The organism is Pseudomonas sp. GD04158 (genome assembly GCF_029834875.1).
In the GTDB taxonomy this organism is placed as follows: Bacteria; Pseudomonadota; Gammaproteobacteria; order Pseudomonadales; family Pseudomonadaceae; genus Aquipseudomonas; species Aquipseudomonas hydrolytica.
In genome coordinates this window covers 130,647-145,311 of the sequence record NZ_JAODYT010000001.1, presented here as the reverse complement: position 1 = coordinate 145,311, position 14,665 = coordinate 130,647, and the positions used below count along the sequence as shown (strand labels likewise).

General features: G+C 65.8%; 11 protein-coding genes. 7 read left to right on the top strand and 4 right to left on the bottom strand.

All coding sequences use genetic code 11. The features are described 5' to 3' along the window. Positions 1 to 6 precede the first annotated feature (6 nt). The 6 genes from N7333_RS00725 to N7333_RS00700 all read left to right on the top strand — a co-directional run bounded on the left by N7333_RS00725 (position 7) and on the right by N7333_RS00700 (position 9,352). Positions 7 to 1,029 (top strand): AraC family transcriptional regulator, encoded by a 1,023-nt coding sequence (locus N7333_RS00725; protein WP_129482940.1) that lies wholly within the window; start codon positions 7 to 9, stop codon positions 1,027 to 1,029. Then, positions 1,029 to 1,676 carry an MBL fold metallo-hydrolase gene (locus N7333_RS00720; RefSeq protein ID WP_129482939.1) on the top strand — a complete coding sequence of 216 codons (648 nt, stop codon included), beginning with the start codon at positions 1,029 to 1,031 and terminating at the stop codon, positions 1,674 to 1,676. Before N7333_RS00725 ends, N7333_RS00720 begins: the two co-directional genes overlap by 1 nt. Before the next feature lie 60 nt (positions 1,677 to 1,736). Further along, entirely contained in the window at positions 1,737 to 2,405 is a 669-nt protein-coding gene (locus N7333_RS00715) for an OmpA family protein (protein ID WP_012019600.1), read from the top strand. A gap of 140 nt (positions 2,406 to 2,545) precedes the next feature. Further along, the gene (locus N7333_RS00710; protein ID WP_003240491.1) at positions 2,546 to 3,202 is read left to right on the top strand and encodes an OmpA family protein; all 657 of its coding nucleotides are present in this window, start codon (positions 2,546 to 2,548) and stop codon (positions 3,200 to 3,202) included. A 244-nt stretch (positions 3,203 to 3,446) separates the two neighbouring features. Further along, entirely contained in the window at positions 3,447 to 7,160 is a 3,714-nt protein-coding gene (locus tag N7333_RS00705) for a response regulator (protein ID WP_036986833.1), read from the top strand. Between the two features lie 44 nt (positions 7,161 to 7,204). Continuing rightward, on the top strand, positions 7,205 to 9,352 hold the full coding sequence (locus N7333_RS00700; protein ID WP_129482938.1) for an EAL domain-containing protein: 2,148 nt from the start codon (positions 7,205 to 7,207) through the stop codon (positions 9,350 to 9,352). Between the two features lie 15 nt (positions 9,353 to 9,367). Here N7333_RS00700 and N7333_RS00695 read toward each other — a convergent pair whose 3' ends face one another. From N7333_RS00695 to N7333_RS00680, 4 genes are all read right to left on the bottom strand, one after another. Next, complete coding sequence (locus tag N7333_RS00695; protein ID WP_003240497.1) at positions 9,368 to 10,264, bottom strand: acyltransferase; 897 nt, start codon at positions 10,262 to 10,264, stop codon at positions 9,368 to 9,370. A 251-nt stretch (positions 10,265 to 10,515) separates the two neighbouring features. Further along, positions 10,516 to 12,609, bottom strand: coding sequence for a phosphate acetyltransferase (pta, locus tag N7333_RS00690; protein ID WP_129482937.1), 2,094 nt, complete (start codon positions 12,607 to 12,609; stop codon positions 10,516 to 10,518). A gap of 9 nt (positions 12,610 to 12,618) precedes the next feature. Beyond that, positions 12,619 to 13,803, bottom strand: a complete 1,185-nt coding sequence (locus tag N7333_RS00685) for an acetate kinase (RefSeq protein WP_129482936.1) — start codon at positions 13,801 to 13,803, stop codon at positions 12,619 to 12,621. After that, the gene (locus N7333_RS00680) at positions 13,804 to 14,088 is read right to left on the bottom strand and encodes a DUF3565 domain-containing protein (protein ID WP_129482935.1); all 285 of its coding nucleotides are present in this window, start codon (positions 14,086 to 14,088) and stop codon (positions 13,804 to 13,806) included. Between the two features lie 11 nt (positions 14,089 to 14,099). On the opposite strand from N7333_RS00680, the gene N7333_RS00675 reads away from it, so the two are divergent. After that, entirely contained in the window at positions 14,100 to 14,585 is a 486-nt protein-coding gene (locus N7333_RS00675; protein ID WP_003240505.1) for a peptidylprolyl isomerase, read from the top strand. Positions 14,586 to 14,665: the final 80 nt, after the last annotated feature.

The following is a 14,665-nucleotide window of genomic DNA, read 5'->3' as shown; positions in this document are numbered from 1 at the left end:
CGCCCGATGAAAAACGCGCTGAACTTCACTGCCGAACTGGTTCCCGTGGCCTATGCCGAGGCCTTGCTGGCGCTGGCCGAGGAGCGGGGTGTGCCGCGCGATGCCCTGTTCGCCGCCGCACGGGTGCGCCCCGAAGTGCTGGGCAGCCCGAACGGACGTCTGTCCTTTCAGGATTTTCACCTGCTCACCCAGGCCGCGCTGGAGCGCTGCGGCGAACCGGCGCTGGGCCTGGTGCTGGGCCAGCGGCTCAACGTCTCCACCCATGGCATCCTCGGTTATGCGGTGCTGTCCAGCGCCAACCTGGGCAAGGCGCTGCAGTTCGCTCTGAAGTACTACCGGGTGCTTGGCCTGGCTTTCGAGCTGGAGCTGGTGGAGCAGGGCGAGGACATGGAATTGCGCGCCGTCGAGTCCTTCCCCATGGGGCCGCAATCGCGCTTTGCCGCCGAAGGCCTGTTGACCAGCATTCACACCATCGCCCGCTTCCTGCTCGGCGAGGAATTGCAGGGGCTCGCCGTCGGCTTCGCCCATGCCGCGCCGGACTACGCCACACGCTACGCCGAGGTGTTCGGCGTGGCGGCGCAGTTCGAGCAGCCCTGGCACTGGTTGCGCCTGCCGCGGCACTATCTGCAGCGGCCCATGGCCCTGGCCAACCCGGCCACGGTGCAGATGTGCGAGCAGCAGTGCGAGGCGCTGCTGGCCAGCCTCGACGTGCAGGACGGCCTGCTCACCCGCGTGCGTCGCCTGCTGCTGGCGCGCCCTGGCGATTTCCCCGACCTCGAAAGCGCCGCCAGCGCCCTGCACACCAGTGGCCGCAGCCTGCGCCGGCACCTGGCGCAGATGGGCACCAGCTACCAGCAGGTGCTCGACGAGGTACGCAAGCGCCTGGCCCTGCAGTACCTGACCACCACGCATTTGCCGCTGTACGAGATCGCCCAGTTGCTGGGTTTCAGCGACCCGTCCAACTTCCGCCGTGCATTCAGGAAATGGACCGGTAAACTGCCCGGCGATTATCGAAACGAGGCCCTCTGATGAACACCGCCGAACGCCCCTCCCTGATCCGCGAGACCTTTCCCGTCGGCCCCTTGCAGTGCAACTGCACCATCATCGGCGATCCGATTACGAAGAAGGCCATCGTGGTCGATCCGGGCGGCAATCCCGATCTGATCATGGCGCGTCTGGAGGCCCATGGTCTCAAGGTGGTCAGCATCATCCACACCCATGCCCACCTGGATCACTTCCTCGCCTCCGGGCAGATGAAGGAGAAGACCGGCGCCACGCTGCATCTGCACAAGGAGGATCAGTTCCTCTGGGACAATCTGGAGATGCAGTGCCGCATGTTCGGCGTGCCCTACACCCCGGTCCCGGCGCCGGACAGGTGGTTGGCCGATGACGAGGAGCTGGCCTGCGGTTGTGGTGTGGCGCTGCACACGCCGGGGCATACGCCGGGTTCGATGAGCTTCTGGTTCGAAGACGCCAAGCTGCTGATCGCCGGCGACACCCTGTTTCGCCGTGGTATTGGCCGTACCGACCTGTGGGGCGGCGACTACGCCACCATCGAGAGCTCCATCAGGCAGCGCCTGTATCGCCTGGACGAGGACGCCACCGTGGTCACCGGGCACGGGCCGGATACTCGCCTCGGCGACGAGATGCGCGAGAACCCGTTTATCCGTGCCTGAACCCGCTGTCGCGGGTGCTGTCTACACTGGCATTCTGCCGTCCTTCGAGGAGAACTCGTCATGTCCCGTCTATCCCTGATCGCCGCCTGCTCCGCTGCATTGCTGCTGGCCGGCTGCGCCTCGCAGAACCCGTACGACCAGAGCGCCCCGAGCTCGAACAAGACCGCCACCTACGGCGGCCTGGGGGCGCTGGCCGGTGCCGCTGCGGGGGCTTTGATCAATCACGACAACCGCGGCAAGGGCGCGCTGATCGGCGCCGCGGTGGGCGGTGCGGCCGGTGCCGGTTATGGCTACTACGCCGACAGGCAGGAGGCCGAGCTGCGTCGGCAGATGCAGGGCACCGGTGTCGAGGTGCAGCGCCAGGGCGATGTGATTCAGCTGATCATGCCGGGCAACATCACCTTCGCCACCGACTCGGCGGAGATCGCCAGCAGCTTCTACGCGCCGCTGAACAACCTGGCCAACTCCTTCCGCCAGTACAACCAGAACAGCATCGAGGTGGTCGGCCACACCGACAGCACCGGCTCGCACAGCTACAACATGAGCCTGTCGCAGCGCCGTGCGCAGAGCGTGGCCAGCTATCTGATCGCCCAGGGAGTGGATGGCAGCCGGGTCAGCACCCGCGGCATGGGGCCCGATCAGCCGGTGGCGAGCAACGCCACGGCCGAAGGGCGCGCGCAAAACCGCCGGGTTGAGGTCACCCTGCGCCCCCTGCCGGGCGTGCAGTAAGCCCGCACTTCCGGGATTTGTTCTGGGTCGCAGTCCAGCCGCTGCGCGGCTGGTAAGCTTGCGCGGAACTTCGTCCGCACAGTCGGTTCGAAGGCTCCGGCAAGCTGCCGACACCAGAACAACTCCCTAAGGAAGTCCCTATGAACACCAGGCGTAATCTGATCGCGGCCACCGCGGTCATGGCCTTGCTGGCCGGCTGTACCACCAACCCCTATACCGGCGAGCAGCAGGCCGGCAAAGCCGGCATCTACGGCGGTATCGGTGCGGTGACCGGTGCCGCGATCGGTGCAGCTACCTCGAGCAAGAAAGACCGTGCCAAGGGCGCGCTGATCGGTGCTGCAGTGGGCGGTGCGGCGGGTGGCGGCTACGGCTACTACGTCGATACCCAGGAAGCCAAGCTGCGCCAGACCCTGCAGGGCACCGGCGTGCAGGTGCAACGCAATGGCGATGACCTGAAGCTGATCATGCCGGGCAACATCACCTTCGCCAGCAACTCGGCCGACATTTCCAGCAGCTTCTATCCGACCCTGAATTCGCTGGTGCTGGTGTTCAAGGAATTCAACAAGAATGGCGTGAACATCGTCGGTCACACCGACAGCACCGGTTCGCAGGAGCTGAACCAGAGTCTGTCCAGCCGCCGTGCGCAGAGCGTGGCCAACTACCTGACCGCCAACGGCGTACCGGGCCAACGCATTTCCGCCTACGGCGCAGGCCCGAGCCAGCCGATCGCCAGCAACGCCACCGATGCCGGCCGTGCGCAGAACCGCCGCGTCGAGATCAATCTGCGTCCGCTCTGAGGCGCCGATTCGCTGAAACGAAGCCCTCGCTTGCGAGGGCTTTTTTCTGCCCGTTCAGACCCGTTGCGCGGCGCCGCGAGCCAGGCCCAGGCATGTTCCATGGCGCGCCGGCGACCGCCCGTCGCAACCCCTCTGGCCAAAGGCCAGTGATGCAAAAGCTGACTAGAATGCTTGCTGTGGTTCTGTGAAGGCCGTGCAGGGCGTGTCTCTGCGTATTGGTTCTGGATGACCGAAGGGAGAGCGAATGGACGACAGAGCTGTCGAGCGGCCGCACAGGCCCTGGGTGCCATTGCTGGCTGCGCTGGGGCTGCTGCTCGGCCTGGGCGGGCTGGTGTTCTGGCAATGGAGCACCCTTCAGGAGCGCGAGCGCGAGGACGCTCAGCGACGGTTCTTGCTGCAGGCCGAGGATATCGGTCAGCGCATAACGGCTCGTATGCGGACCTACGAAATGGTCCTGCGCGGTGTGTCCGGGCTGATGATCGGCAGCGACCAGGTCTCTCCAATCGAATGGGAGCGAGCCCTGGACCAGCTCCAGCTGCAGGACCGCTACCCCGGCATCCAGGCCGTGGCCTGGGCCCGCTACCTGGCGCCGGAGCAGCTCGCCGAATTCCGCGTCGAGCTGCAGGCGGACGAACTCGACTATCAGGTGTTCCCGCCCGGGCAGCGCGAGCATTACCTGCCGATCAAGTACGTCAGCCCGCTGGATTGGCGCAACAGGCGGGTGCTGGGCTTCGACATGCTCAGCGAAGGGGTCCGCCGCCTGGCCATCGAGCGCGCGATCGAAACGGGGCAGGCCAGCCTGAGCGGCCCCTTGGTCCTGCGTCAGGAAATCGATATCAACGTGCAGCAGGGCGTTCTGCTGTTCCTGCCGGTATTTCGTCCCAGAATGCCGCTCAATACGCCGGAGCAGCGCCGTGCTGCGCTGCTGGGGATGGTCCATGGCGCGTTTCGCAGCCACGACCTGATGGAAGGCATCCTGGGCAGCCAGACACGCCATTTCGACATCGTGCTTCGGGATGTGAGTGCGCAAGGCGGTGAACTGCTGCGTGGCGAGGCCCCGGCCAATGGCTGGGTGCCGCGTTTCAGCAGTCAGTTGCAGCTGCCGCTCTACGGGCGCAACTGGGAGCTGGCGTTGACGGGCACGCCCGAATACGAGCGTAGTCTGATCGACCGCTCCGGTACGTTCAGCCTCTGGTCCGGCCTTGCCGTGGCGCTGCTGCTGGCTCTGCTGGTCGGCGGCTATCTCTATCAGCGCGAGCGCAAGCTGCACATGAGCGAGCAGGCCGCGCGAGACCTGCAGGAGCGCGAGGAGCGTTTTCGCCTGCTGGTGGAGCGTCTGCCGGTGGCCACCGTACTCTGTGACGCCAAGGGGCGGATCGAGATGGCCAACCGCAGCGCCGCCGAACTCTTCGACTGCCCGCTCAATGGTTTGCTCGGCGAGACGGTGCTGCGCGTGCTGCCCAATATCGAATCGCCGCAGGATCTGCAGGAGCAACTGGGCGAGAGTGACGAGCGCATGGTGCGAACCCTGCGTGGCGAGTCGATCCCGGTGAGCATCAGCCTCAACCCGCTGCACGAGGGCAGCAGCTACCTGATCAATCTGGTCGATCTGCGTGCGCGCAAGGTGGCGGAAGAGCGCTTCCGCCTGGTGGTGGAGGCGTCGCCCAATGCCATCGTGCTGGTGGACGGCCTCGGCCGAATTGCCATGGTCAACCGGCAGACCGAACAGATGTTCGGTTACGAACGGCAGATGCTGCTTGGCGAACCGATCGAGATGCTGCTGCCCGCGGCTCTGCGGGGCGGTCATGTGGCGCTGCGCAGGGGTTATCAGGCCATGCCCGAACAGCGCCGTATGGGCGGCAACCGCGAGCTGTTCGGCCAGCATCGCGAGGGGCGGCTGATACCGCTGGAGGTCGGCCTGTCGCCAATCCGCAGCGGCAACGAAAGCCTGGTGCAGGCGGTGATCATCGACATCAGCGAGCGCAGGGCCGCAGAGCAGAAGTTGCGCGAGCAGGCCGAGCAGTTGCTGCTGGCCAACCGCTACAAGTCCGAATTCCTCGCCAACATGTCCCATGAGCTGCGCACGCCGCTTAACAGCATCCTGATTCTCAGCGACCAGCTGCGGCAGAATCTGGCCGGCAATCTCACCGAGAAGCAGACCAAGCATGCCGACATCGTGCATCGCGCCGGCAGCGACCTGCTGCAGCTGATCAACGATGTCCTCGATCTGGCCAAGGTCGAGTCGGGGCGCATGCAGCTCAAGCTCGAACCGATCAACATGCAGGACGTGCTGGTGGAGCTGGACGCCAGCCTGCGGCCGATGGCGGAGCTCAAGGGGCTCAGCCTGCATACCCAGATCGACGCCGGTGTGCCGCGCGTCATCCACAGCGACCGGGTGCGTCTGCACCAGATTTTGCGCAACCTGCTGTCCAACGCGCTGAAATTCACCGACCAGGGCGAGGTGACCCTGACCGTCAGCAGCGAAGGCCGGCAGGAAGACGAGCGCGAGCTGCTCTGCTTCAGTGTGCGCGATACCGGCATCGGCATCGATCCGGCCCAGCACGAGCAGGTGTTCCAGGCCTTCCAGCAGATCGACGGCTCCACCAGCCGGCGCTTCGGCGGCACGGGCCTGGGGCTCGCCATCACCCGCCAGCTGGTGCTGGCGCTCGATGGCGATATCGGCCTGCAGAGCACGCCGGGTCAGGGCTCGACCTTTACCGTCAGGTTGCCGGTGCAGAGCGCACCCGCCACAGCGGAGCCTGCCACCGAAGGCCCTCAGCGGGCCGGCGATGGTCCGCCGCTGCTGATCGTCGAGGACGACGCCAACTTCGCCGCGGTCATCGCCGAGGAGGCGCATGCCCATGGCTTTTCCAGCGTGCATTGCCGCACCGGCCTGCAGGCACTGGGGCTGTTGCAGCAGGAGAGCTTCAATGCGGTCATCCTCGACATCCTGCTGCCTGATCTCAGCGGCTGGCAGCTGTTCCGGCGCTTGCGCGCCCAGCCGAGCCATCGCTACACCCCGGTGCACATCATTTCCTGCGTGCCGCAGCCGGTGGGCTGGAACGACGACGGCACGCGCTATCTGGTCAAGCCCATCGGCCGCGACGAACTGGAACAGGTGTTTCTGGAACTGCAGCATGGCGCCGCGCACGAGCAGGCGTTACTGCTGGTGGAGGACGTGGCGGTCGAGCGTGAGCACTACCGCGAACATCTCGCCCAGCTGGGGTTCGTCGTGACCGCCTGTGCCAATGCCGAGGAGGCCCGTGCGGCCTACGCCAATGGCGAGTTCGCTGCCCTGGTGATCGATCTCGACCTGCCCGACCAGGACGGTTTCGCCCTGCTCGACAGCCTCAACCAGCTGCGGCCGTTGCAGGGTATGCGCGTGGTGATCAACACCGGCGTGGACGTCACCCAGCAGACCCTGCAGCGCCTGCGCCGCTACAGTGCAGTGGTGGTGCGCAAGCATGGCGATGACACCGAGGCGCTGTGCCAGGCCGTGCAGGGTTTTCTCGGCGACGTGCGCACGCCGCAGCAGGCCCACCCGCGTCTCAATCCGCTGCAGGGACGGCGCGTCCTGCTGGTGGACGACGACGTGCGCAACGTCTACGCCCTCACGGCCCTGCTCGATGAAGTGGGACTGCACGTCAGCTCGGCGAAGGATGGCATCGAGGCGATCGCCGCCTACCAGCGTGACACCTTCGATCTGATCCTGATGGATATGGCCATGCCCAACATGGACGGCTACACCGCCACGCGGCTGCTCAAGCAGGAGCACGGTTGCAGCATTCCGATCATCGCCCTGACCGCCCACGCCATGAAGGGGGATCGGGAGAAATGCATCACCGCCGGTGCCGACGACTACATGGCCAAACCCATCAAGCGAGACGAGCTGATTGCGCTTCTGGAACGCTGGTTGAGCATGCCGCTCATGACGTCTGCCAGTAATGAACTAACCTGATGGCAGGAGTGATCGGGACCGGGCAAAAGGACAGAGGAGTTACGATGGCCCAGGCGCAGAGCAAGACCGTCGCCTTACCCGCCACGCAGGTTCTGCTGGTGGTGGATGACCGCGTAGAGAATCTCGAGGCCATGCAGGCGCTGCTCGAGGACGGCGAGTGGCAGTTGCGCTGCGCCAGCTCGGGGGAAGAAGCCCTGCGCTGCATGCTCGAGGAAGACGTCGGGCTGGTGCTGCTGGACGTGCAGATGCCCGGCATGGACGGTTTCGAAGTGGCCCGCCTGATGCGCGGCAACCCGCGTACGCGGCTGACGCCGATCATCTTCGTCTCCGCCATTGCCCAGACCCAGGATGCGGTGCTGCGGGGATACAGCACCGGGGCGGTGGACTTCGTGCTCAAGCCTTTCGACCCCTCTGTGCTGCGGCACAAGATCCACAGCCTGCTGGAGCACGAACGCAATCGCAGCGAGTTGCAGCAGCTCACGCAGCAGCTCGATCGGGCACGAGCCTTCAACGCCTCGGTGCTGGCCAACGCCGCCGAGGGCATCATGGTGGTAGGGGAGGACGGCCGGATCCAGTTCGCCAACCCCGCCATGGCGCAGATGCTGGAGGGCGAAGTCGGTGACCTCGAAGGCGCCGAGCTGATGTCCTTCCTCAAGAATCCCGCCGTCGAAGGCGGATGGCAGGAGTCGGAGTTCTTCCGTCATTTCAAGCGCGAGGCCACCTACCGGGTGCACGAGGCCATGCTGCGCACGCTCAGCGGTGGCTGCCTGCCGGTGGCCTTGTCCTGCTCGCCGCTGCCGCGCATGCAGCAGGCCATGGTGGTCATCGCACTGGACATGTCGGTGGTGCGCAACCTGCACGCCCAGCTCGAGTCGCAGGCGGTGACCGATTCGTTGACCGGCCTGCTCAATCGCCGCGGCTTTCACCTCGCCCTGGAGTCCGCCCTGGCGCGTATCGAGCGCAGCGGCCAGCGCATCGCCGTGCTCTATCTGGATCTGGACGGTTTCAAGCGCATCAACGATTCGCTCGGCCACGACGTCGGCGATCAGCTGCTGCGCCGCGTCGGCGAGCAGCTCAAGGCCTGCCTGCGCCCCTACGACAGCCTGGCACGCATCGGCGGCGACGAGTTCACCGCGCTGCTGGACAACCTCGGCCACCCGGAGGACGCCGCCAAGGTGGCGGAGAAGCTGATCGAGCTGGTCTCGGTTCGTCACACCCTCGATGGCGTGGACTTCACTCTCGGCGCCAGTGTCGGCATCGCCTGCTTCCCCGAGTGCGGGCAGAGCGTCGAGGGTTTGCTGCGCTCGGCCGACATGGCGATGTATGAGGCCAAGCGCGCCGGGCGTCAGCAATACCGCTTCTTCTCGCCGGAGATGAACGGCCGCGCACGCTCGCGGCTGATGCTCGAGGAAAGCCTGCGCCATGCCATCGAGAACGACGACTTCGTGCTGGTGTATCAGCCCCAGTTCCATCTGAATAGCGGACGGCTGCGCGGCTTTGAGGCCTTGCTGCGGTGGCAGCACCGGGTCGCCGGCATCGTCGCGCCCAACGTGTTCATTCCGCTGCTCGAGGAGACCCGCCTGATCAACCGCCTGGGCGAATGGATCTTTCGTGAAGGCGCCAGGCAGCTGGCCGGGCTCAGGAGCCAGTTCGGCGAGGAGCTGATCCTCAGCATCAACGTCAGTCCGGTGCAGTTCGGCATGCCGCAACTGGTGGCGGACCTGCAGCGGGTACTCGACGTCCATGGCCTGAAAGCCAGCCAGCTCGAGGTGGAGGTGACCGAAAGCGCGCTGATGCAGGACCTGGAACTGACCCAGGCGCAGCTGCGTCATCTGCGCGAGCTGGGAGTGAAGATCGCCATCGACGACTTCGGCACCGGCTACTCGTCATTGGCCTATCTGCGGCACTTCGAGCTGGATACTCTGAAGATCGACCGCCTGTTCATTGCCAATATGCTCGATTCGCCGCGCGATGCCGCGGTGGTCAGCACCATCATCGACCTCGGCCATCACCTGGGGCTGGAGGTGATAGCCGAAGGGGTGGAGACCCAGGCCCAGCGCGATTGGCTGGTCGAGCACCGCTGCAGCATCATGCAGGGCTTTCTGGTGGCGCCCGGCCTGTCGGCCGAGGCTGCGCTGCAGGTGCCGGCGCAGCTGGATTGGACCAAACTGCCCCTGCCGCGTGGTGACTGAAGCGTCGGTGATGCGTCAGGTCTGCTGGTGAAGGCTGGCGAGCTCCGCGTCCTTCTCCTCCCACAGGCGATTGACCCACTGCTGGAAGGCCAGACGGTAATCATCGTCCTGGTCGTAGTTGCGACCGATGAATTCACGGGGAATCTCCACCTGCTTGAAGCGAACCTCCACGGCGTCGAGGCGGCCGCAGAGCAGGTCCCAGAAGCCGGGCACACCGTGCGGATAGTGGATGGTGACGTTGACGATGGCATGCAGCTGTTCGCCCATGGCATCGAGCACGAAGGCGATGCCGCCGGCCTTGGGCTTGAGCAGGTAGCGGAACGGCGAGTTCTGCTGCGCGTGCTTGGCCGGCGTCAGGCGCGTGCCTTCGAGGAAGTTGAACACCGCCACCGGGTTGCTCTTGTAGCGCGCGCAGGCGCGGCGGGTGGTGGCCAGGTCCTGGCCGCGCTTTTCCGGGTACTTGGCCAGGTATTCCTTGCTGAAGCGCTTCATGAAGGGAAACTCCAGCGCCCACCAGCACAGACCGATCACCGGCACCCAGATCAGTTCCTGCTTGAGGAAGAACTTCAGCAGCGGCATGCGCCGGTTGAGCAGGTACTGCAGCACCAGAATGTCCACCCAGCTCTGATGGTTGCTGGTGACCAGGTAGGAGTGACGGGTATCGAAGCGTTCCAGGCCTTGAACCTTCCAGTCGATGCGGCCGACCAGGCGCATCCAGAACTTGTTGAAGCCGATCCAGCTTTCCGCGATGCCGTGCATCACGAAGCGCAGCGCACGCTGCGCCGGGGCGAACGGCAGCAGCAACTTGAGCAGGGCGACGAAAAATAGCGGCCAGCACCAGAACAGGGTGTTGAGTGCCAGCAACAGGCCGGCGAGCAGGCCGCGCAGCGGCGCGGGAAGAAAGTGCAGCATCGGGCGAACGCCTCCTTAGGCAGGCCGCGCGTCATGCGGGCGGCCTGGGTATGGGGCTTTCTACGAGCCCCGAATCGATCGAGCGCGCTGCGGCGATCCGTGCGGCAGGCTGGGTCGGCGCCAAGGTTAACGATTGTGCACTGACCTGCAAGTGCCAGTCATGACCATCGGGTGTCACACCGTAGGGTGCGCCGCGCGCACCAGAGGAAACGCATTTGTTTCACGGCGCTTAGGGCGCACCCTACGGCGCTTCAGCTCGGCAGGTTGGCCGCCTGGATCGCGGTGAGGGCGATGGTGTAGACGATGTCGTCGACCAGGGCGCCGCGTGACAGGTCGTTCACCGGCTTGCGCAGGCCCTGCAGCATGGGGCCGACGCTGATGCAGTCGGCGCTGCGCTGGACCGCCTTGTAGGTGGTGTTGCCGGTGTTCAGGTCGGGGAACACGAACACCGTGGCGCGGCCGGCCACCGGGCTGTTCGGCGCCTTCTGCCGGCCGACGCTCTCGATGGCGGCGGCGTCGTACTGCAGCGGACCGTCGAGCAGCAGATCCGGGCGTTTTTCGCGGGCCAGGCGGGTGGCGGCGCGCACCTTCTCCACTTCCTCGCCGCTGCCGGAGTCGCCGGTGGAGTAGCTGAGCATGGCCACACGCGGTTCGATGCCGAAAGCCTGCGCCGAGTTGGCGCTCTGCAGAGCGATTTCGGCCAGCTGTTCGGCATTGGGGTCGGGGTTCACCGCGCAGTCGCCGTAGACCAGCACCTGATCCGGCAGCAGCATGAAGAACACCGAGGACACCAGGTTGTAGCCGGGCGCCGTCTTGATCAGCTGCAGCGCCGGGCGGATGGTATTGGCGGTGGTGTGGATGGCGCCCGACACCAGGCCATCGACCTCGTCCAGGGCCAGCATCATGGTGCCGAGCACCACGGTGTCTTCCAGCTGTGCCTCGGCCATCGGGGCGTTGAGGCCCTTGCCCTTGCGCAGCTCGACCATCGGCTCGACGTAGCGGCCGCGAATCAGGTCCGGGTCGAGAATCTCCAACCCTTCCGGCAGTTCGATGCCCTGCGCGCGGGCCACTGCACGCACGTCTTCCGGCTTGGCCAGCAGCACGCAACGGGCGATGCCGCGCGCCTGGCAGATGGCCGCTGCCTGCACGGTGCGCGGTTCGCTGCCTTCGGGCAGGACGATGCGCTTGGCCGCGGCCTTGGCCCGTTGCACCAGCTGGTAGCGGAACGCCGGTGGTGACAGACGCAGCTCGCGCGGGGTGCCGCAGCGGGTGGTCAGCCAATCGTGGTCGATATGCCCGGCGACGAAGTCGGAGACCTTCTCGGCGCGCTCGCGGTCGTCCACCGGGATTTCCTTGTTCAGCCGGTTGAGGTTGGTGGCGGTGTCATAGGAGCCGGTGCTCACCGTCATCACCGGCAGGCCGCTGGCCAGTGCGCCGTTGCACAGTTCCATGATGCGCGGGTCGGGCGCGAAATCGCTGCACAGCAGCAGCCCGGCCAGCGGCACGCCGTTCATCGCCGCCAGGCAGGCGGAGAGAATGATGTCGTCGCGGTCCCCCGGCGTCACCACCAGGGTGCCGGGCTTGAGCAGTTGTACGCTGTTGGCCACGGCGCGGGCGCAGAGCACGATCTTGAGCATGCGCCGCTGTTCGTAGTCGCCGGCGTTGAGGATGCGGGCGCCGAGCAGCTCGGCGACGTCCTTGGTGCGTGGTGCATTCAGTTCGTCCTGCCAGGGGATGCAGCCGAGCAGGCGAAAGTCCTCGGTCTTGAGCAGCGGCGAGAACTCCTGCAGACGTTCGGCGAAGGCCTCGATGCCGTCCTCGCTGCGCACCTTGTTGAGGATCACGCCGAGCACCTTCGGGTCCTTGGGGCCGCCGAACAGCTGCGCCTGGATCTCGATGCGGTCGGACAGTTCGGTGAGGCTCTCGTCCTCCGGCGCACTGACCAGGATCACGTCGGCATCCAGGCTCTTGGCCAGGTGGAAGTTGACCCGCGCGGCGTAACTGGCGTGGCGCGTCGGCACCATGCCTTCGACTATGACCACGTCCTTGTCGGCGGCGGCCTGCTGATAGAGGCTGATGATCTCTTCCAGCAGTTCGTCCAGCTGGCCGTCGCCGAGCATGCGTTCGACATGGCTGAGCGGCAGCGGTTTGGGCGAGTGCAGGCCGTGGGTGCGGGCGATCAGCTCGCTGGAACGCTCCGGGCCGAGGTCGCCTGCATGCGGCTGGGCAATGGGCTTGAAGAAGCCGACCTTGAGGCCGCTGCGCTCCAGCGCGCCGACCAGGCCGAGGCTGATGGAGGTGAGACCGACACCGAAGCCGGTGGGGGCGATAAAGAAGGTATGCATGAAAAAGCCTCAGTCGAGCAGGGCAAGAGTGTCGAGAGCGATCTGCCGCTCTTCGTTGGTCGGCACCACCAGTACCAGCGGGCCATGCGCTGCCTGGATCGGCCCGCCGACGCCGCGTACGCAGCGCGCGTTGGCTGCAGGGTCGAGGGCAAAGCCGAGCAGGCCGAGGTGTTCGAGGGTCTTGCTGCGGATCAGCGCCGAGTTTTCGCCGATACCGCCGGTGAAGATCAGCCCGTCGAGGCGGCGCAATGCGCAGCTCATGGCCGCCAGCGACTTGGCCAGGCGATAGCAGAACACCTCGATGGCCAGGGTGGCGCCGGCATGACCCTGCTCGCGGGCCTGCTCCAGGCTGCGCATGTCGTTGGACAGGCCGGACAGGCCGAGCAGGCCGCTGTCCTTGTTGAGCATGCTGTCGATCTGTTCCAGGCTCCAGCCCAGGGTACGCGCCAGGTGGCTGTGCAGGTTGGGGTCGACATCGCCGCTGCGCGTGCCCATCACCAAACCCTCCAGCGGCGTCAGGCCCATGCTGGTATCAAGGCTGTGGCCGTTTTCCACGGCGCAGGTCGAGCAACCGTTGCCTAGGTGCGCCACCAGCCAGCTGCTGGCCTCGGCCGACAGGCCGGCCATCTGTGCGGCCTTCTGGCTGACGTAGCGATGGCTGGTGCCATGAAAGCCGTAGCGGCGCACGCCGTGCTCGCGGTACAGCGCCTCGGGCACGGCATAGCGGTAGGCGTGCTCGGGCAGGCTCTGGTGGAAGGCGGTATCGAACACGGCGACCTGGGTAAGCGTCGGGAACAGCTTCATCGCCGCCTCGATGCCCAGCAGGTTGGCCGGGTTGTGCAGCGGCGCCAGCGGCGCGACCTGGCGGATCGCCTGCAGGCTGACGGCATCCAGACGGCTGGCGCCGGAGAAGTATTCGCCGCCATGCACCACGCGGTGGCCGATGCCGTGCAGCTCGCCTGCGGCGACGCGCTGCACGATCGGCAGCAGATGGGACAGCGCCAGGCGGTGGTCGGCGCCGGCAATCACCAGGCTGTCGCGCTCATCGCCCTGCTGCCAGTGCAGGATGGCTTCGGGGCTGCCCAGGCGTTCGGCCAGGCCGCTGAGGGGGAATTGCTCCTGGGCTTCGTTGACCAAGGCGAACTTGATCGACGAACTGCCGCAGTTGATCACCAGAATGTTGCGAGCAGACATTTAAGCTTCCTTGAATTCATCGTGCGACCGATCCCTGGCACACCAGCCGCAGGCGAAGGGGCTGCCCAGTCTGGCCTGACGTCGCTCGGGGTCGAGTACCCAGGCCCGATTCTGCCAGGGTGGTCGGTGGCGTACATGTTGAGTATGACCACAGGACAAGACTGCCACCCAGTCGCCGTGTTCGTCCTGACGAAAATCAACGATACGCGTGGTCCGTTTGTCAGGGCTCGGGTCGCAATCCCGATCGGCCTTGGTTAGACTTGTTCGTTCATTTATCTTTCGCAAAAGGTCTCCCCATGCTGATCGCCGCCAACAAGGCCGTCTCCATCGACTATACCCTGACCAACGATGCCGGTGAGGTGATCGACAGCTCGGCTGGCGGCGCACCGCTGGTCTATCTGCATGGTGCGGGCAACATCATCGTCGGCCTGGAAAAGGCCCTGGTCGGCAAGAAGGCCGGTGACGAGGTCGAAGTGGCCGTCGAGCCGGAAGAAGCCTACGGCGAGTACAGCGCCGAGCTGGTTGCCACCCTGAGCCGCGCCATGTTCGAAGGCGTCGACACCCTGGAAGTCGGCATGCAGTTCCATGCCTCCGGCCCGGACGGTAGCATGCAGATCGTCACCATCCGCGATATCGACGGCGACGATGTGACCGTCGACGGCAACCACCCGCTGGCCGGTCAGCGCCTGAACTTCAAGGTCAAGGTGGTGAACGTGCGTGACGCCAGCGAAGAGGAAGTGGCCCACGGTCACATCCACGGTGAAGGCGGCCATCACCACTGAGTCGCTCAGGCGACTTGCGGTCGTTCACTGCGGAGCAACCGCTGCTAAGCTCAAAGCTCGCGATAAAGGCGCCTCATGGC

Coding starts and splice junctions, on each gene's coding strand:
- N7333_RS00725 (WP_129482940.1), top strand. CDS start 7: ATGAAAAACGCGCTGAACTTCACTGCCGAACTGGTTCCCGTGGCCTAT.
- N7333_RS00720 (WP_129482939.1), top strand. CDS start 1,029: ATGAACACCGCCGAACGCCCCTCCCTGATCCGCGAGACCTTTCCCGTC.
- N7333_RS00715 (WP_012019600.1), top strand. CDS start 1,737: ATGTCCCGTCTATCCCTGATCGCCGCCTGCTCCGCTGCATTGCTGCTG.
- N7333_RS00710 (WP_003240491.1), top strand. CDS start 2,546: ATGAACACCAGGCGTAATCTGATCGCGGCCACCGCGGTCATGGCCTTG.
- N7333_RS00705 (WP_036986833.1), top strand. CDS start 3,447: ATGGACGACAGAGCTGTCGAGCGGCCGCACAGGCCCTGGGTGCCATTG.
- N7333_RS00700 (WP_129482938.1), top strand. CDS start 7,205: ATGGCCCAGGCGCAGAGCAAGACCGTCGCCTTACCCGCCACGCAGGTT.
- N7333_RS00695 (WP_003240497.1), bottom strand. CDS start 10,264: ATGCTGCACTTTCTTCCCGCGCCGCTGCGCGGCCTGCTCGCCGGCCTG.
- pta (WP_129482937.1), bottom strand. CDS start 12,609: ATGCATACCTTCTTTATCGCCCCCACCGGCTTCGGTGTCGGTCTCACC.
- N7333_RS00685 (WP_129482936.1), bottom strand. CDS start 13,803: ATGTCTGCTCGCAACATTCTGGTGATCAACTGCGGCAGTTCGTCGATC.
- N7333_RS00675 (WP_003240505.1), top strand. CDS start 14,100: ATGCTGATCGCCGCCAACAAGGCCGTCTCCATCGACTATACCCTGACC.